General features: G+C 70.2%; 14 protein-coding genes. 10 read left to right on the top strand and 4 right to left on the bottom strand.

Annotated elements, in window-relative coordinates; all coding sequences use genetic code 11:
* Positions 1-67: 67 nt before the first annotated feature.
* Entirely contained in the window at positions 68-1,498 is a 1,431-nt protein-coding gene (locus ADJ73_RS05560) for a sugar porter family MFS transporter (RefSeq protein WP_050347435.1), read from the top strand.
* Between the two features lie 95 nt (positions 1,499-1,593).
* Here the strand turns inward: ADJ73_RS05560 and ADJ73_RS05565 are convergent, their stop codons facing one another.
* Positions 1,594-2,379 (bottom strand): SDR family oxidoreductase, encoded by a 786-nt coding sequence (locus ADJ73_RS05565; RefSeq protein ID WP_050347436.1) that lies wholly within the window; start codon positions 2,377-2,379, stop codon positions 1,594-1,596.
* Positions 2,379-3,614 (bottom strand): phytanoyl-CoA dioxygenase family protein, encoded by a 1,236-nt coding sequence (locus tag ADJ73_RS05570; RefSeq protein WP_082176761.1) that lies wholly within the window; start codon positions 3,612-3,614, stop codon positions 2,379-2,381. Before ADJ73_RS05570 ends, ADJ73_RS05565 begins: the two co-directional genes overlap by 1 nt.
* A gap of 114 nt (positions 3,615-3,728) precedes the next feature.
* On the opposite strand from ADJ73_RS05570, the gene ADJ73_RS05575 reads away from it, so the two are divergent.
* Positions 3,729-4,790 carry a LacI family DNA-binding transcriptional regulator gene (locus ADJ73_RS05575; protein ID WP_050347437.1) on the top strand — a complete coding sequence of 354 codons (1,062 nt, stop codon included), beginning with the start codon at positions 3,729-3,731 and terminating at the stop codon, positions 4,788-4,790.
* Positions 4,791-4,799: 9 nt separating this feature from the next.
* Here the strand turns inward: ADJ73_RS05575 and iolG are convergent, their stop codons facing one another.
* On the bottom strand, positions 4,800-5,813 hold the full coding sequence (iolG, locus tag ADJ73_RS05580) for an inositol 2-dehydrogenase (protein WP_050347438.1): 1,014 nt from the start codon (positions 5,811-5,813) through the stop codon (positions 4,800-4,802).
* A gap of 94 nt (positions 5,814-5,907) precedes the next feature.
* Between iolG and ADJ73_RS05585 the strand changes: the two genes are divergently transcribed.
* From ADJ73_RS05585 to ADJ73_RS05595, 3 genes are read left to right on the top strand one after another with little or no spacing between them, the layout of a single operon-like run.
* Positions 5,908-6,933 carry a Gfo/Idh/MocA family protein gene (locus ADJ73_RS05585; RefSeq protein WP_050347439.1) on the top strand — a complete coding sequence of 342 codons (1,026 nt, stop codon included), beginning with the start codon at positions 5,908-5,910 and terminating at the stop codon, positions 6,931-6,933.
* Positions 6,934-6,986: 53 nt separating this feature from the next.
* Positions 6,987-8,375 (top strand): mycothione reductase, encoded by a 1,389-nt coding sequence (locus ADJ73_RS05590; protein ID WP_050347440.1) that lies wholly within the window; start codon positions 6,987-6,989, stop codon positions 8,373-8,375.
* Entirely contained in the window at positions 8,372-9,187 is an 816-nt protein-coding gene (locus tag ADJ73_RS05595) for a hypothetical protein (protein ID WP_050347441.1), read from the top strand. The genes ADJ73_RS05590 and ADJ73_RS05595 overlap by 4 nt, the downstream gene beginning before the upstream one ends.
* A gap of 49 nt (positions 9,188-9,236) precedes the next feature.
* On the opposite strand, the gene ADJ73_RS05600 is transcribed toward ADJ73_RS05595, so the two are convergent.
* Complete coding sequence (locus tag ADJ73_RS05600) at positions 9,237-10,574, bottom strand: MATE family efflux transporter (RefSeq protein ID WP_050347442.1); 1,338 nt, start codon at positions 10,572-10,574, stop codon at positions 9,237-9,239.
* Between the two features lie 671 nt (positions 10,575-11,245).
* Here ADJ73_RS05600 and dnaB point away from each other — a divergent pair.
* The 5 genes from dnaB (at position 11,246) to ADJ73_RS05615 (ending at position 17,931) form a co-directional block, all read left to right on the top strand.
* Entirely contained in the window at positions 11,246-13,840 is a 2,595-nt protein-coding gene (dnaB, locus tag ADJ73_RS05605; protein WP_050349272.1) for a replicative DNA helicase, read from the top strand.
* Positions 13,841-14,731: 891 nt separating this feature from the next.
* Entirely contained in the window at positions 14,732-15,955 is a 1,224-nt protein-coding gene (locus tag ADJ73_RS17785; RefSeq protein WP_367379592.1) for a type I restriction-modification system subunit M, read from the top strand.
* Positions 15,956-16,000: 45 nt separating this feature from the next.
* Positions 16,001-16,213, top strand: a complete 213-nt coding sequence (locus ADJ73_RS17790; RefSeq protein WP_367379593.1) for a hypothetical protein — start codon at positions 16,001-16,003, stop codon at positions 16,211-16,213.
* An 18-nt stretch (positions 16,214-16,231) separates the two neighbouring features.
* Entirely contained in the window at positions 16,232-16,711 is a 480-nt protein-coding gene (locus ADJ73_RS17795) for a hypothetical protein (protein ID WP_082176763.1), read from the top strand.
* Between the two features lie 5 nt (positions 16,712-16,716).
* Positions 16,717-17,931, top strand: coding sequence for a restriction endonuclease subunit S (locus tag ADJ73_RS05615; protein ID WP_253272707.1), 1,215 nt, complete (start codon positions 16,717-16,719; stop codon positions 17,929-17,931).
* Positions 17,932-17,933 lie beyond the last annotated feature (2 nt).

The following is a 17,933-nucleotide window of genomic DNA, read 5'->3' on the forward strand; positions in this document are numbered from 1 at the left end:
CTTGTGATAGCGATACGAGCAAGGACGCTACGAATCCGCGTGCTGCGGAAGGCAGAAGGAGACGAGGATGTCCCACGGCAGTCCCACCAGCAGCCCCGGCGGGGTGACGCTCCCGCCGCTCCGCCCGGGCCCGCACCAGCGGCGCCTGGACCTGATCGCCGTCGTCGCGACGTTCGGCGGCCTGCTGTTCGGCTACGACACGGGCGTGATCAACGGCGCCCTCGAGCCGATGAAGAAGGACCTCGGCCTGACCACCGTCACCGAGGGTCTCGTGACGGCGACGCTGCTCATCGGCGCCGCGGTGGGGGCGCTCGTCTCCGGCGTGCTCAACGACAGGCTGGGCCGCAAGCGGACGCTGACCCTGATCGCCGTCGTGTTCTTCGTGGGCACGCTCGGCTGCGTCTTCGCCCCCGGGCTCGGCGTCATGCTCCCGTCCCGCTTCGTCCTGGGCGTGGCGGTCGGCGCGGCGTCGGCCACCGTCCCCGTCTATCTGTCCGAGCTCGCCCCCACCGAGCGCCGTGGCACCCTCAGCGGGCGCAACGAGCTCGCGATCGTGCTCGGGCAGATGCTGGCCTTCATCATCAACGCGATCATCGCCAGCGTCTGGGGTCAGCACGAGGGGGTCTGGCGCTACATGCTCGCGGTGTGCGCCGTCCCCGCGGTGTTCCTGTTCTTCGGGATGCTCCGTATGCCGGAGTCCCCCCGCTGGCTCATCTCGAAGGGTCGCTACGACGAGGCGCTGCAGGTGCTCATGGAGGTCCGCAACGAGGACCGCGCCCGCGCCGAGCTTGGCGAGGTGGAGCAACTGGCCGATGAGGAGGCCGAGTCCCACAAGGGCGGCTGGTCCGACATGGCCGTCCCGTGGATCCGTCGACTGGTGATCATCGGCTGCGGCCTGGCCGCCGCGCAGCAGGTCACGGGCATCAACTCGATCATGTACTACGGCACCCAGCTGCTCACCGAGGCGGGCTTCTCGGCCAGCGCGGCGATCATCGCCAACGTCGCCAACGGGGTCCTCGCGGTCGTCGGCACCGCGCTGTGCTTGTTCGTGGTGATCGACAAGGTCCACCGCCGCAAGCTCATCATCATCGGGTTCTGCGCCACGACGACGATCCACGGCCTCATCACCCTCGCGGCGACGATCCTCCCGGCGGGCACCACCCGCGCCTGGGTCATCCTGGTGCTCTGCGTGACCTTCGTGTTCTTCATGCAGTGCTGCCTCAACGCGCCGGTCTGGGTCGCCCTGTCCGAGATGTTCCCGCTGCGGATCCGTGGCTTCGGGATGGGGATCTCCATCTTGTGCATGTGGCTGGTCAACGCCGCGCTGACCTTCTCCTTCCCCGTGATCGTGGGCAAGGCCGGCCTGCAGGGGATGTTCGGCCTGTTCTTCGTGATCGGGCTCGCGGCGATCTTCTTCCTCTGGAAGATGCTGCCCAACACCAGTGGCCGCTCCCTCGAGGAGCTCGAGGAGAGCTTCTCCCGGGGCGAGTTCGTCTGAGCCGTATGCCGAGAGGCGGGGTGTCGGTGATCCCGCGCCCCGCACCCCCGCCGAGCGGTCAGTTCCGGACGGCCGGGGCGTGGAGGCAGCAGGCGTCAGTCGTGGGCGCCGGGCACCGTCTGGTCCCAGTCGATGACGGAGCCGGTCACGACGCCGCTGCGGTCGGACAGCAGATAGACGACCATGTCGGCGATCTCGTCGACCTGCCCCAGCTTGCCCATGGGGAGGGCGGCGGAGGCTTCCTCGAGCCACCCGTCCTGCGCACCGTGGAAGCGCCGCTGCACCTCGTCCTCGCCCGGCGTCTCGGTCCAGCCGATGTTGAGGCCGTTGATGCGGATGCGGTCGAAGCGGTGGGCGTGCGCCGCGTTGCGGGTGAGTCCGGCCAGCCCGGCCTTGGAGGCGACGTAGGGCGCGAGGTAGGGCTGGCCGCCGTGGGAGGACATGGTCAGCACGTTGACGATCGTGCCGGGGGCGCCCCGACGACGCATGTCCTCGACCGCCGCCTGCATCGTGAAGAACGGCGCCACGAGGTTGACCGAGAGGTGCTGCTGCAGCAGCTCGGGGGTGGTGTCGAGCAGCGACCCGCGCGAGGTGAGGCCGGCGGCGTTGACGAGCCCGTCGACCCGGCCGAAGCGCTCGACCGTCGCTGTGACCGAGGCGCGTGCCTGGTCCACGTCGGCCAGGTCGGTCTGCACGAACTCCGCGCGGTGCGAGCCGTGCTCGCGTGCCAGCTCGTCGGCCGCCGCCGACCCGACGTCCGCGCGGCGCCCGGTGACAACGACGCGGGCGCCCTCGCGCAGGGCGGCCCGCGCCACGGCGGCACCCACGCCCTGGGTGCCGCCACTGACGAGGACCACCCGGTCCTGGAGGAGCTCGCGCATCAGGCCGCGCCCCCGGTCGTGGGGCCCGCAGCCGTGGCGGCTTCGGTCGCTGCGCTCGCGAGCGGACCGGTCGACGCCGCGTCGGACGCCGAGTCGAGCTCGGTCACCGGGAGCCGAGCGGCCAGCGCCGAGCGCACCCGGTCGGCCTGGCTGGGTGGCGCCATCCCGTCGACGGGCTGCTCGACGTCCAGGTCGGCGGGGAAGGCATAGCCCTCCGCCGACGCGGCGATCGCGTCGTGGAGGCGGGCGGTCGGCATACCGGCGTCCTGGCGGGAGAGCAGGACCGGATAGACGGCCTCGACCACGCGGCGCCGGTCGACGCGCTCCATGGCCCGGCCGAACGCCGAGGAGATCTGCAGGAGGTTGGCCATGCGGAGGATGTCGGTCGAGTGGTTGGTGCCGGCGGCGTGGAACAGCGCGGGGTTGAAGAACACGGCGTCGCCCTTGGCGAGCGGCAGCTGCACGTGGTGCTCGCGGAAGTAGTCCTGGAACTCCGGCAGCCAGTAGGCGACGTAGCCGGGCTCGTAGCGGTGCGAGTGGGGGAGATAGAGGGTGGGGCCGCTCTCGACGGGCATGTCGACGTGCGCCACGGCGCCCTGCAGGGTCAGCATCGGCGACATCATGTGGACGTGCCGGGGGTAGCGCTCGCTGACCTCCGGCCCGAGGAACCCCAGGTGGTAGTCGCGATGCACGGTCTGGCCGGCGCCTCCCGGGTTGACCACGTTGACCTGCGAGGTGACCTGGTAGCCAGGTCCCAGCCAGGCCGTCGCCGCCAGCGCCACGAGGTCGTTGGCGTAGTAGTCGACGAACGCCTCGGGGTCGGTGACGGCGAGCTTCTCGAGGGCGTTCCAGACGCGGTCGTTGGCCCCGGGCCTGGCGAAGTGGTCGCCCGCCACGCGGCCGGAGGCGCGCTGCTCGTCGATGATCGTGCGGAAGCCGTCGCTGACCCGGTCGACCACGTCGTGCTCGAAGGCGCCCTGCAGCACCACGATCCCCGGCCCCTCGGACAGGGCGTGGGCCAGCTCGGCCTGCACCTCGCGGGCGGCCTCGGGCCCGTTGCCGAGCGCCTCGCGCAGCCGGTCGGCTCGATAGAGCAGCACCTCCTGCTCGACGGCCTGGGCGTGCGGGTATGCCGTGGCGTCGGTGCGGGCCTCGAGCACCGCGCGCAGGTCCTCGAGGCGGCAGTCCTGCGCCGTGTAGGTCGGGCTGGGAGCCGGGCGGGTCGTGGTCGGCATGGCGTCTCCTCGTCGTCGTGGTCCTTCCCTTCCATGGTGGCTCGCGGACCGGCCGTCGGCTGGGGTCAAAGACCTCAGATAGACCTCAGTCGCGATCAGGCCTACCGTCGGGGAATGAGGCCGCCGCACCCCCTCAAGGACATCGCCGCCCAGGCCGGCCTGTCCGAGGCCACCGTCGATCGCGCGCTGCACGGGCGCAGCAACGTGAGCGCCGCGGCCGTGCGGGCCGTCGAGCAGGCCGTGCTCGAGCTCGACCGCCAGCAGTCGCAGCTGCGGCTCGGCGCCCGCACCGTGCTGGTGGACGTCGTGATGCAGGCGCCGGCGCGGTTCACGGGCGCCGTGCGGACGGCGCTCGAGGCCGAGCTGGCGTGGGTGCGGCCAGCGGCCGTGCGGGCGAGGTTCCACCTGCGCGAGCGGGCCGACGTCGAGGAGCTCGTGGAGACGATCGACCGGGTCGGGTCGGGAGGCCGCACCTCGCAGGGGCTGCTCCTCAAGGCGCCGGACGACCCGGCCATCGCGGCGGCGGTGGACCGGGCGGCGGGGCGCGGCATACCGGTGGTCACCCTGGTCACCGACGTCCCGAGCAGCAGGCGGGTGGCGTATGTCGGACTGGACAACCAGCAGGCGGGGGCGACGGCAGCCTTCCTGGTGTCGCGCTGGCTGACCCCGCGAGGCGTGGGTGACGGCGAGGGGCGGCGGGTGCTGGTGACGATGAGCCGCTCGACCTTCTTGGGGGAGCATGAGCGGGTGCGGGCGTTCGAGGACGAGCTGGCGGTGCTGCGGCCGGAGGAGCCCGTGCTCGTGGTGTCGGACGCGGACGGGCTCGATGCCGCCACGGGCGACCTGGTCGGGCCGGCGCTCGACGAGGAGCCGGGCGTGTGCGCGGTCTACTCCGTCGGTGGTGGCAACCGCGCCACCCTCGCCGAGCTGCGGCGCCGGGGGCGACGGGTGGAGGCCTACGTCGCGCACGACCTCGACGAGGACAACGTCGCGCTGCTCCGCTCGGGGGCCATCGACGCGGTGATCCACCACGACCTGCAGAGCGACTGCCGTCGGGCCGTCCGTCAGGTGCTGAGGCACCACCGGCTGGTGTCGGGCGCCCCGCTGACCGTGCCGGCGTCGTTGGAGATCATCACGCGCTACAACCTGCCGACGCGGTGGATCGACCCGGCCTGACCGGACGGGTCAGGCGTCGAGGTCGACCTCCACGACGCGACCCTCGGCGGCGGACCGGGCGGCGGCGTCGGCCAGCACGAGGGCGGCCCACCCGTCGTGGAAGCCCACCGGCACCGGAGCGTCCTCGCGGATGGCGGCGACGAACGCCGCGAGCTCGCGCTGGTAGGCCGCGGCATACCGCTCGAGGAAGAAGTTCTGGTAGGGCTCGCGCACCTCGACCGCGTCGGCGGTCCAGCGGCGCACGACGGTGTCGGTGACGTTGCCGGCCTCGAGCAGCCCCTCCGAGCCGAAGGCCTCCAGCCGTTGGTCGTAGCCGTAGGCCGCGTGCCGCGAGTTGGTGATCGTCACCTGCTGGCCCTCGCGGCCAGTCAGCACCACCACCGCGGAGTCGTAGTCGCCGAGACCGCGGATGTCCTCGCTGAACTGCGCCGTCCCCGAGGCGAACACACTGACGACGTCCGGCACGAAGTGCCGCGCCATGTCGAAGTCGTGGATCGTCATGTCGCGGAAGATCCCGCCGGACACCGCGAGGTAGTCCGTCGGCGCGGGCGCGGGGTCGCGGCTGATGATGGACAGCTGCTCCAGGCGGCCGATCTCGCCCGCGGCGACCCGCGCGTGCAGCGCCGAGAAGTGCGGGTCGAAGCGACGGTTGAAGCCCAGCATGATCGGCGTGGTCGCGGCCGACGCCTTGCCGCGCAGCGCCTCGACGCGGGCGATGTCGAGGTCGATGGGCTTCTCGCACAGGGCGGGCTTGCCGGCGTCGATCGCGGCGTCGATGAGGTCGACGTGAGTGGCGGTGGGGGAGGCGATGATGACGGCGTCGACGTCGGCGGACGCCAGCACCTCCGCGGGGGTGGCGGCGACGCGGGCGCCGTGCAGCTCGCCCAGCGACTCCGCGGCGGCGGGGACGGCGTCGACGACGGTCGTGAGCACGGCCCCGGGGGCTGCGGTGACGCTGAGGGCGTGGACCCGGCCGATGCGGCCGCAGCCGATCAGACCGATGCGGACGGGCTGCAAGGGCATGCTCGATCTCCTTCGTTGACAATTGTCAGTACTATCTGACATGAACCGGCCACTGTCCAGCAACAGCCCAGCAACGAGCGAAGGAGCGACGCCGATGTCCTTCCCGCACAGCCTGCCCGAGCCCCGCCTGCCGGATCCCGCCGGGGGCCCCGCCCTGCGCTGGGGCATCCTCGGCACGGGGTGGATCGCCGAGCGGTTCGTCGCGTCCGTCCTTCGCCATACGAACCACCAGGTGGCCGCGGTCGGCTCCCGGTCCGAGGAGGGCGCGCAGCGCTTCACCGGGCGGCTCGGGGGCGAGCCGCTGGGGTCGTATGCCGAGCTGGTCGCCCACCCGCGCGTGGACGTCGTCTACGTCGCGAGCCCCCACCCGCAGCACGTCGAGCACGCCCTGCTCGCCATCGCGGCGGGCAAGCACGTGCTCGTCGAGAAGCCCATCGCGATCGACGCCTCGGGTGCCCGGCGCATCGCCGAGGCCGCCCGCGCCGCCGGCGTCCTCGCGATGGAGGCGATGTGGTCGTTGTGCCTGCCGAAGTTCCGCGTGCTCCGCCGGCTGCTCGACGACGGCGTCCTGGGTGAGCCGACGATGGTGTCCGCCGACATCGGCGAGTACTTCCCCGACGCCCACCGCATCCACGACCCGGCGCTCGCGGGCGGCGCGATGATGGACCTCGGCACCTATCCGCTCACCCTCGCGACGTGGGTCCTGGGGGCGCCCACCGAGGTCGCCGCGCAGGGCGTGCGGGGGCCGACGGGCACGATGGCGCAGACGACGATGATGCTGCGGCACGGCGACGCGCAGTCGGCGCTGCACGCGAGCGCCCTGGTCGAGACCCCCACCGTCGCCGCGATCAGCGGCACCGACGCGTGGGTGTCGCTGGACGGGCCGTGGTACCAGCCGGGGTCGTTCACCCTGCACGGACGCGACGGGGGACAGCTGCGCCACCTCGAGGCGGCGACCGCTCATGACGGGCTGTACTGGGAGGCGCTGGAGGTCGCGCACTGCCTCGGCGAGGGGCGGGTGGAGAGCGGCATACGGCCCCTCGACGCGACCATCGCGACCCTCGAGGCGATGGACCAGGTGAGGGCCGTGACGGGCGACCGCCTGGCCGGGGAGTCCTGAGGACCGGTCCTGGGGGCAGCCTGGGGTCAGGCTGCACGTCTAGGCTCGGGAGCATGGCTGACCGTCACTTCGACCTGATCATCATCGGCACGGGCTCGGGCAACTCGCTCATCACCCCCGAGCTGGCCGACCAGGACATCGCGATCCTCGAGCGGGGCACCTTCGGCGGCACCTGCCTCAACGTCGGCTGCATCCCCACCAAGATGTACGCCTACCCGGCCGACGTCATCACCTCCGCGCAGCACCTCGATCGCCTGGGCGCGTCCTTCCCGTGCGACCCGCAGGTGCGGTGGCGCGAGATCCGCGACCGGATCTTTGCCGGGCGGATCGACCAGATCGCCGCGGGCGGCGAGCAGTACCGCCGCCAGGACCCGCACATCACGGTGTTCGACGGGAGCGCGCGGTTCGTCGGGCCCAAGGAGATCGACACCGGCACCGGCGCCACCATCACGGCCGACCAGATCGTCGTGGCCGCCGGCTCGCGCGTGTCGATGCTCGACGTCGACGGCCTGCGCGAGGCGGCCCCCTCGCTCGGCGTGCACACGAGCGACAGCGTGATGCGGATGGAGGAGCTGCCGAGGCGCCTGACGGTCGTGGGCGGCGGCTTCGTCGCGGCCGAGTTCGCCCACATCTTCGACTCCTTCGGCGTGGAGGTGACCTGGCTGCAGCGCAGCGGCACCCTGCTCCGCAAGGAGGACGACCTCATCTCCGGGCGGTTCACCGAGATCGCGGGAGAGCGCTACGACCTGCGGCTCGGCACCCAGATCAGCGCCGCCGAGCGCCGCGACGGGGCCTGGCACCTGACGACGACCGGGCCCCCGGGGTCGGGCGAGGTGGTGGCCGACGCCGTGCTGGTCGCCACCGGGCGCGTGCCCAACGCCGACCAGCTCGGCCTCGCGGAGGTCGGCTACCGGATGGACGGACCCCGCCTGTGGGTCGACGAGCAGCAGCGCACCAGCGTCGAGGGGGTCTGGGCGGTCGGCGACATCAGCAGCCACTGGCAGCTCAAGCACGTCGCCAACCACGAGGCGCGGGTCGTCGCGCACAACCTCGCCCACCCCGACGACCTGCGGTCCAGCGACCACCGCTACGTCCCTGCCGCCGTGTTCACCCACCCGCAGATCGCGTCGGTCGGCCTGACGGAGCGCGAGCTGCAGGCGGCCGGGCGCGACTACGTCGTGAAGGTGCAGGACTACGGCGCGACCGCCTACGGCTGGGCGATGGAGGACACCACCGGCATCTGCAAGCTGCTCGCCGACCCGCAGACCCGGCAGCTGCTCGGCGCGCACATCATGGGGCACGACGCGAGCAACCTGATCCAGCCGCTGATCCAGGGCATGTCCCTCGGCCAGACCGTCCCCGAGCTCGCCCGCGGGCAGTACTGGATCCATCCCGCCCTGATGGAGGTCGTCGAGAACGCCCTGCTGGGTCTCGAGCTGTGATCGTCGGCTTCGTCGCCGCGATCGCGGGGATGCTCCTCTACGCGGTGGCGTCGGTGGCTCAGGGTCTCGCGGCGAGCCGGGCGTCGGGCGCCGCGGTGGTCACCCACCCGGCCTACCTCGTGGGCCTGGGCTGCGACGGCCTCGCGTGGGTCGCGTCGCTGGTGGCGCTGCGGGCGCTGCCGCTCTTCGTCGTCCAGTCGCTGCTCGCCGGCTCCCTGGCCGTGACCGTGCTCCTCGCGACGGTGGTGCTGCGGGTGAGCCCGCGCGGGCGCGACTGGCTGGCCATCGCCGTGGTCACGGCCGGGCTGACCGGGGTGGCGCTGTCCTCCGGGTCGGAGGCCTCGACCGCACCCCCGAGCTGGTATGCCGGGTCCGTGGTCGCCCTCGTCGTCGTCACGCTCGTGGCGTCGGCCGCCCTGTGGCGCCGCGGCCACCCGCTGGCGCTGGGGGCGCTGGCCGGCGTCGGCTTCTCGGGGCTGGCGCTCGCCGCCCGCGCGGTGCAGGCACCGAGCGGCGAGGGCCTGGCCATGGTGCTGGGGGTGGCCGCGCAGCCGGTGGCGTGGGCCCTCGTGGCGTCGGGCGTCGCCGGTGCCGTCATGTATGCCCGCGGCCTCGAGCTCGGCTCCCTCGGCCCGGTCACCGCGGTGATGTGGGTCGTCGAGGTGCTGCTCCCGGGCGTGGTGGGCGTGGCCGTGCTTGGAGACGGGGTGCGTGGCGGCTGGGCGCCGGTGGCGCTGGCGGGCGTGGCGCTCGCGGTGGGCGGGTGCGTGGCGCTGGCGCTGAGCCCGGCGCAGGAGGCCGTGGGGCCGTAGCCGGCGGGTCGTGGGCTGCGGCGTGGTGATCGGAGTGGCGGGGGTGTGGCTACCGGGTGGCGCCGGTGACCAGCCAGGCGTCGGTGCGGGCCCGCAGCGCCAGCGCGATCCCCCGCAGGGTCATGAAGACGGTGAACCCGGCCCACAGCCAGATCAGCGCGGCCGCGTCCCCGACCGGGGCGGCGACGTGGCGGACCGCGAGCACGACGGGGAGGTAGGCGAGCAGCAGCACCAGCTGGGCCCGGGCGAGCCAGCGGGCGTCGCCGGCGCCGATCAGCACGCCGTCGAGCACGAAGACCCACCCGCTGATGGGCTGGCCGAGCGCCACGACCACGAGGCCCGCGGCGAGGGCCGCCTGGGTCGCCGGGTCGGGGGTGAAGAGCGGCGGCAGGACCCGGTGCACCGCCAGCAGCAGCAGCCCGAGGATGGCGCCCCCGACCAGCCCCCACCGCACCATCAGGCTGGTCATGGCGCGGGTCCCGGCGGCGTCGCCCGCACCGAGGGCCTTGCCGGTGAGGGCCTGCGCGGCGATGGCCAGCGCGTCGAGGGCGAAGGTCAGGAAGCTCCAGACGGTGGCGCTCACCTGGTAGGCGCCGAGCGGGACGTCGCCGAGCCCCGCGGCGGCCCAGGTGGTCAGCAGCAGCACCGCGCGCAGCGCGAGGGTGCGGACGAGCAGCGGGACCCCGCCGCGGGCGGCGACGAGCACCCTCCCGGGGTGCGGGCGGAGGTCGGCCTGCAGCCGCCGGGCGGCGCGGACCACGACGGCGAGCAGGGCGATCGCCATACCCCACTGGCTGATGACGGTGCCGAGCGCGGAGCCGCCGATGCCGAGGTGCAGGCCGTAGACGAGCAGCAGGTTGAGGGCCACGTTGGCCGTGAACCCCGCGACGGAGACGACCAGGGGGGTGCGGGTGTCCTGGACGCCGCGCAGGATGCCGGTGGCGGCGAGCACGACGAGCATGGCCGGTATGCCGGCTGCGCTGATCCGGAGGTACTGCTCGGCGTGGGTGACGGCGTCGGCGCTGGCGCCGAAGAGCGACACCAGCGGCCGGGCTGCTGCGGCGACCACGAGGCTGGTGACGAGGCCGAGGGCGGCGGCGAGCCACACGCCGTCGAGGCCGTTGGCGACCGCGCCGCGCTCGTCGCCGGCGCCGACGTGGCGGGCCACGACGCTGGTGGTGCCGTAGGCGAGGAAGACGAAGATGTTGGCGGCGGTGAGCAGCGCGGCGCTGGCGACGCCGAGGCCGGCGAGCTGGGGGGTGCCGAGGTGGCCGACGATCGCGCTGTCCGCCAGCAGGAAGAGGGGCTCGGCGACCAGGGCGAGGAAGGCCGGGACGGCGAGGCGCGTGATCTCGCGGGCGGGTGACGGCGGGATCGACGGGGACACCCTGGCGAGGATAGGGGTGGGGTGGAGGTGGGGGCGAGGACGGTTCGGGGAGTGGCGGTTTCCACAGAAGTGGGGCCAGATAGGCTGGTGGTGTGGAAAACCGCAGGTCAACGCCGCCTACCGCTCCGTAACGTAACGCCTCGATCACGAACGGCTACCACAGGGGTGAGGGACGCCCACGGGTGGGGTCCTGAATGGTCCGGTTTGTCCACACCGTGAGCCAGGCTCCTCAGATGGCGTAATCCCCAGCGAGAAGTTTCCTTGCACAGCGTGGGGACGGCATACGAGCAGGTCAGGGGTGGTCTCGACGGGGAGGTTGCGGAAAAGTCACACACCCTCCACAGGGTTGTCCACCGACTTGGCCGCGTTGTCCCGCGTGTTGTCCACACGTTGTCCACAGGGCGTGGTTGCAGAGGCGGATTCGCGACCCTTAGCGTGCTGCATCAGCCCATCCGAGGGATGGCTTGACCGTTCAATCCACCAGTTATCCACAGCCCCGTGCCGCGCGCGCGTGGTGGGACCTGGCTCGTGCCGGCACCCGAGGGCTGTCGACGGGGGTCTGTCAGAGGTGGGTGGTTGAGTCGGTGTCGAGGGGCAGACCCGAGCGCAGGACGAGGGAGCAGGACGTGTCGATCGCCGAGCTGGACGACCGCCGGGACTACGGGCCCGAGGTGGGTGGACGCGGCGGTGGCGGGGGCGGCGACGACCGGGTGCCGCCGCAGGACGTCCACGCGGAGCAGTCGGTGCTCGGCTCCATGATGCTGTCCAAGGACGCGATCGCTGACTGCGTTGAGGCGCTGCGCGGGCTCGACTTCTACCGCCCGGCGCACGAGACGATCTACGAGGCGATCATCGACCTCTACGGTCGCGGGGAGCCGGCCGACGCCATCACCGTCGCCGACGAGCTGACCAAGCGCGGGGAGATACAGCGCATCGGCGGGCAGGCCTACCTGCACCAGCTGATCGACGCGGTGCCGACGGCGGCCAACGCGGGCTACTACGCCGAGATCGTGCAGGAGCGCGCCGTCCTGCGCCGCCTCGTCGACGCGGGCACGCGCATCGTGCAGATGGGCTATGGCCAGGGCGGCGACGTCGAGGACATCGTCAACGCCGCGCAGGCCGAGGTCTACCAGGTCGCCGACAAGCGCGGCGGCGAGGACTACATCGCTGTCGGCGAGGTGCTCGAGGCCACGATCGACGAGATCGAGCACGCCTCGGGCAAGAACGGCGAGATGGTCGGCGTGCCCACCGGCTTCACCGAGCTCGACCAGCTCACCAACGGACTGCACCCCGGCCAGATGATCGTGATCGCCGCGCGCCCCGCCGTCGGCAAGGCGCTTGCGCTCGACACCCCCCTCGTGACACCGACCGGCTGGACCACGATGGGTGAGGTCCAGGTCGGTGACGAGGTCATTGGGGCCGACGGTCGTCCGACCCGCGTGGTCGCTGCGACCGAGGTCATGACCGACCGACCCTGCTACGAGGTGTCCTTCTCGGACGGCTCGACCATCGTGGCCGACGCCCAGCACCAGTGGCTGACGGATACGCGCGCCAGCCGCAAGTCTTTTCAGGCCGCTCGTGACGGCAGGAACGGTCAGCGCAATCAGCGGACGTTCGCCGCGATCCGGACCACGGAGGAGATTGCTGCGACGGTGCGCACGGGCACAGCCGACGCACGCCTCAACCACAGCGTGCCGCTGGCGGCTGCGCTCGCCCTCGCGGAGCGGGAGCTCCTGGTCCAGCCGTACACGCTGGGGGCCTGGCTGGGAGACGGGACCTCTGCTGCTGCGCAGATCACGACGGCGGACCCCGAGATCGTGATGAGGCTCGAGGCCGATGGACTGGTCGTGACCAAGACGTCGTCCCCGATGCGCTATCTCATGCAGCTCGCCACCGAGGTGGTCGCTGAGCAGAGGAGCTGCGCCGTGTGTGGGACGCCGTTCACCAACCCCGTCGCCTACGTCAGGACGTGTGGCAAGTCGTGCGGGGGGCGCCTCAAGACGTTTCAGAAGCCGATCGCCACGCCAGTCTGCCCCGACTGCGGCGGCCCCACCACGACGGGCCGCCAGTGCATGGCATGCCGGAAGCATCATGGAACCCTCCAGGCCCGCCTCCGGACGATCGGCGTCCTCGGCGACAAGCACATCCCCGTTGAGTACCAGCGGGCCAGCGAGTCCCAGCGGCGCGCCCTGCTGGCTGGCCTCCTTGACACCGACGGGACCGTGTCTGCAGGCGGGTGCGTGCAATTCACCACCACCAGCCTGCGCCTCGCCGAGGACGTACATGAACTCATCTCCGGCTTGGGCTACCGAAGTGGCATGTGCCGCAAGAAGGTGCGCGGCCGCTCGGCGGCGAGCTCGACGGCCTTCACGATCACCTTCTCCTCGGACGAGGACGTGTTCGTGCTGGAGCGCAAGAGGCTGCTGCACAAGGAGCTTCGTCGCCGCCAGTTCCAGCGGAGAAACTCCCGCTTCATCACGAAGGTGAAGCCCATCGCCTCGGTGCCCGTGCGCTGCATCCAGGTGAGCAACGACGACCACCTGTATCTCGCCGGCAGGTCAATGATCCCGACCCACAACTCCACGCTCGCGCTTGACATCGCGCGGTCGGCGGCGATCCACAACCAGCAGGCCACCGTCCTGTTCAGCCTCGAGATGAGCAAGACCGAGATCACCATGCGACTGCTCTCGGCCGAGGCCTCGATCCAGCTGCAGAAGCTGCGCAAGGGCGAGCTGCAGGACGACGACTGGACCAAGATCGCCCGCACGACCGGGCGGCTCAGCGAGGCGCCGTTCTTCATCGACGACTCGCCCAACATGTCGCTCATGGAGATCCGCGCCAAGTGCCGCCGCCTCAAGCAGCGCAACAACCTCAAGCTCGTGGTCATCGACTACCTGCAGCTGATGAGCTCCGGCAAGCGCGTCGAGTCCCGCCAGCAGGAGGTCTCGGAGTTCTCCCGCGCCCTCAAGCTCCTGGCCAAGGAGATCGAGGTGCCGGTCATCGCCCTGTCGCAGCTGAACCGTGGGCCCGAGCAGCGCACCGACAAGAAGCCGATGGTCTCGGACCTGCGCGAATCGGGCTCGATCGAGCAGGATGCCGACATGGTCGTGCTGCTGCACCGAGAGTCGATGTACGAGAAGGAATCTCCCCGCGAGGGCGAGGCCGACGTGATCGTGGCCAAGCACCGAAACGGTCCCACTGGCACGATCGTGGTCGCCTTCCAGGGCCACTACTCCCGCTTCACCAACATGGCCACTAACTTTTAGACGGATGTCGAGATGCAGCGGAGACTTCACAAACGCACTTCGGATGTTTCATAAACCTCGTGTAATGGATCCCCATGGGTGGTGTTGCCCCTGCGGAGGTTCACTCCGTGCACACCATTGGCAAGACACTGGACAAAATGCTCGACGTCTTCAGCAACTCCTCCGTCCTGGGACCGGAGGGTCATGCCGTGGTCGAGGCAGTTGTCGAGATGCAGCCAATCTTGCGCAGCGACGCTTCGTATGTAACGTACTCATTTGCTTATGGATGCGCGGTCAATCCAACGGTCGCGTTATGCATGGTCCCGCCGCCGGAGCGTCCGGTGTCGCTTGGCCCAGTGAGCCCCGGCTGCTATCAGTGGGGGCTGTCAGGATGGGGCCGCCCCCGAGAATCGGGTGCATGTCCAAGAAAAGGGCGGGACGAGCGCTTGCGACGCTCGCCCCGCCGGAGGTCATCTAGACAACCTCGATGTAGCAATCGCCAAGTCTAGAGACCTCCCGAACCCGGCCCAACGTGGGCCGCGAAGGAGGTGGCGATGTCTCCGCATCGCTGTCACGTCAAACTGGTGGGTCGCGCGTGCGAGCACGACCTCTGCGTCACCCTCACCCGAGGGGTCCCGCCGGAGCTGCGCTGCGAGGAGGCAGCTCCTGACGGCTACGGTCGTGGCGGGGGCTCCTCGTGCGGCTGCCAGGTCCCACCACACATCGAGGATGTTGTCGCTCGCGAGCTGAGGGACAACCTTGATGAGAGTCGCCGCCGAGGCTTCGTGCTGATCCGGGCGGCCTGACCCTCGGTCTTGCCCCCGCCTCGAACGGCGCGGGCAAGACCGCTCCACCGAGAGGCTGGCGTGATGGGCAAGGATGGGGCCACGCACCACGAGAGGACACCTCACCTTGCCGTCGAAGCCGGACGCCAACTTCATCTGGTCGATCGCTAACCTGCTGCGCGGGCCCTACAAGCCCAAGGAGTACGGCGACGTCGTCCTGCCGATGACGATCCTGCGCCGGCTGGATTGCGTCCTGGCGGCGACCAAGGACGCTGTGCTGTCCGAGCAGAAGCGCTCCGGTGACCGGACGGCCAAGGACCTGCTGGACGTCAAGCTGCGCAAGGCAGCGAAGTACTCGTTCTACAACACCTCGCCGTACACGCTCCCGTCGTTGACGGGCGACAGCGCCAACATCAAGGCCAACCTGCTCTCCTACGTCGACGGCTTCAGCGACAACGTCCGCGACGTCTTCACCCGGTTCGGGTTCGAGGAGCAGGTGCAGCGGCTCGAGGAGGCCAACGCCCTCTACTTGGTGGTCCAAGAGTTCGCCAAGCTCGACCTGCGACCCCAGCACGTCAGCAACACCGAGATGGGATCGGTCTTCGAGGAGCTGATCCGCAAGTTCGCGGAGGCGAGCAACGAGACCGCTGGTGAGCACTTCACCCCCCGTGAGGTCATCGCCCTCATGGTCGACCTGCTGCTGGTGGGCGACGAGGACGCGACCACCCCGGGCAAGGCCGTGAACCGCCGCGTCTACGACCCCGCGGCCGGCACCGGCGGGATGCTCTCGACGATGGACGAGCACCTGCGCGAGCAGAACCCGGCCGCCCGGCTGCTCATGGCCGGGCAGGAGATCAACCCCAGCTCGTATGCCGTGTGCAAAGCGGACATGATCATCAAGGGCCAGCCGGTTGACGCCATCGCCCTGGGCAACACCCTCACCGACGACGCCCACGCGGGCAAGGACTTCCACTACTGCCTCTCCAACCCTCCGTTCGGAGTGGAGTGGAAGACCTCCCAGCGCGAGGTCGTCAAGGAGCACAAGCAGCTCGGCTTCAACGGACGCTTCGGCCCCGGCCTGCCGGCCGTCTCCGACGGGTCGATGCTCTTCCTGCTCCACCTGATCGACAAGATGCGCACCGTCGACCCCGACGACGAGAACGTCCGCGGCCGGGCCGCGATCGTCCTCAACGGATCGCCGTTGTTCACCGGGCGCGCAGGGTCGGGCGAGTCGGAGATTCGCCGCTGGGTCATCGAGTCCGACCTCCTCGACGCGATCATCGCCCTGCCGACCGACATGTTCTACAACACCGGCATCGCCACCTACATCTGGGTCCTCGACCGCAAATAGCCGACCGAACGGCGCGGCTACGTCCAGCTCATCGACGGCTCGCAGATGTTCACCAAGATGCGCAAGTCCCTCGGATCGAAGCGCAAGGAGTTGTTGCCCGCCGACATCGAGACCCTCGTCAAGCTGTATGCCGCCTTCGACGACGCTGACGACAATCGCTCCAAGGTCTTCCCGGGGGAGACCTTCGGCTTCCACACCATCACTGTCGAACGACCCCTTCGGCTGGCCTACCAGGCGACGGCCGTGCGGATCGACTAGGCGATCCAGGCCAAGGCGGTGCAGAAGCTCGACGAAAGCACGCAGGAGCAGCTCCGCCGCGCGTTGCAGACCCTCGACCGCGAGACCGTGTGGAGAGCGCGGCCGGCTTTCGATCAGGCCTTAGGCCAGGCGCTCGGCGCCGCCGGTCTCCAGGTTGGATCACCGGTCCGCAAGGCGATCCACGCAGCACTGAGTGAGCGTGACGAGTCCGCGGAGGTCTGCACGGACGCCAAGGGCAACCCCGAGCCGGACCCAAAGCTGCGCGACACCGAGAACGTCCCCCTCGGTCAGGACATCGACGAGTATGTCGCTCGCGAGGTCCTCCCGTACGTCCCCGACGCCTGGGTCGACCACGCCAAGACCAAGGTCGGCTACGAGATTCCCTTCACCCGGCACTACTACGAGTACGTCCCGCCGCGTCCGCTTGAGGAGATCGACGCCGACGTCAAGCGGCTGATCGCCGAGATCCAGGACCTCTTCGCGGAGCTCGACTCGTGAGCGAGATGATCCGGCTCAAGTACGTCAGCTCGATCAACGAGGACGTCCTAGAGGAGGATGCCGATCCTGGCTTTGAGTTCCTGTACGTAGACATCTCGGCCGTAGGTCAGGGGACCCTCGCGCTTCCGGCCGAACCAACCCATTTCGCAGTCGCTCCCAGCAGAGCCAGGAGGCTCGCCGTAGCTGGCGACACCGTCGTCTCCACGGTGCGGACCTATCTGCGGGCCGTGACGGAGGTGCCCGCAACTGAGGGCCCCCTTGTCTTCTCGACAGGGTTCGCCGTGATCAGTCCGGACCGGCAGCGTGTGTACCCGCGCTATCTGACGTGGCAGCTCCAGGCAGACAACTTCATCTCCACCGTCGAGTCCATCAGCGCTGGCGTCAGTTACCCTGCGACATCGGCCGCCGCTATTGGAGACATCGGCGTTCGGATCCCGCCGCTGAATGTCCAGCGTGCTGTCGCCGACTTCCTCGACCGCGAAACGGCGAAGATCGATGCGCTCATCGCCAAGCAGGAGGAACTTGTCGACGCGCTCAACGAACATCGGACAGCCGTCGTTTCCTCGGCTGCTCCATCCTCGCTCGAAGCGATGGGTTGGCCGTTGGACAAGCTCGGCCGTCGGACTCGCATCGGCAATGGTTCGACACCGAGCCGCGACAATCCCGACTACTGGGAGGACGGGACGATCCCTTGGATGAACAGCTCCGTCGTTAATCAAGCACTTGCGGTGGGGCCCTCGGCCCTCGTGACAGAGTTGGCCGTGGCTCAGTGTCACTCGCCCCCAGTCAGGGCAGGCAGTCTGCTCGTTGGCCTGACGGGACAGGGCAAGACTCGGGGGATGGCCACGCTCACCGGCATCGACACCACCACCAGTCAGCACTTGGCATTCGTCCAGCCCTCAGAGCGGCACTGGGACTCCGGCTTTCTGCTTTGGCAGCTTCGCGCGTCATACGGCGAGCTGCGCCGAATGAGCGATGAGAACGGCAGCACCAAGGGGGGACTGACCTGCGGCGATCTTGCATCCCTGAGGGTTGCGATGCCACCCCTTGAGCAGCAGACGTCCATGGCAGCGAGGATCGACCGCGAGACGAGGCGAATCGATGCAGTGGTCGACAAGGCACGGGCGCTCATGGGCACAATGCGGGAACGGCGTGCGGCCTTGATCACGGCGGCGGTGACGGGCACGTTGGACGTCACCACCTACGGGAAGGCGGGCTGAGG

The sequence above is a fragment of the Arsenicicoccus sp. oral taxon 190 genome, from assembly GCF_001189535.1.
Lineage (GTDB): Bacteria > Actinomycetota > Actinomycetes > Actinomycetales > Dermatophilaceae > Arsenicicoccus.

Excerpts from the sequence above, each read along its gene's own strand:
- iolG (WP_050347438.1), bottom strand. The coding sequence starts at position 5,813 with ATGCCCTTGCAGCCCGTCCGCATCGGTCTGATCGGCTGCGGCCGCATC.
- ADJ73_RS05585 (WP_050347439.1), top strand. The coding sequence starts at position 5,908 with ATGTCCTTCCCGCACAGCCTGCCCGAGCCCCGCCTGCCGGATCCCGCC.
- ADJ73_RS17790 (WP_367379593.1), top strand. The coding sequence starts at position 16,001 with ATGTTCACCAAGATGCGCAAGTCCCTCGGATCGAAGCGCAAGGAGTTG.
- ADJ73_RS05590 (WP_050347440.1), top strand. The coding sequence starts at position 6,987 with ATGGCTGACCGTCACTTCGACCTGATCATCATCGGCACGGGCTCGGGC.
- ADJ73_RS05570 (WP_082176761.1), bottom strand. The coding sequence starts at position 3,614 with ATGCCGACCACGACCCGCCCGGCTCCCAGCCCGACCTACACGGCGCAG.
- ADJ73_RS05615 (WP_253272707.1), top strand. The coding sequence starts at position 16,717 with ATGATCCGGCTCAAGTACGTCAGCTCGATCAACGAGGACGTCCTAGAG.
- ADJ73_RS05565 (WP_050347436.1), bottom strand. The coding sequence starts at position 2,379 with ATGCGCGAGCTCCTCCAGGACCGGGTGGTCCTCGTCAGTGGCGGCACC.
- ADJ73_RS05560 (WP_050347435.1), top strand. The coding sequence starts at position 68 with ATGTCCCACGGCAGTCCCACCAGCAGCCCCGGCGGGGTGACGCTCCCG.
- ADJ73_RS05575 (WP_050347437.1), top strand. The coding sequence starts at position 3,729 with ATGAGGCCGCCGCACCCCCTCAAGGACATCGCCGCCCAGGCCGGCCTG.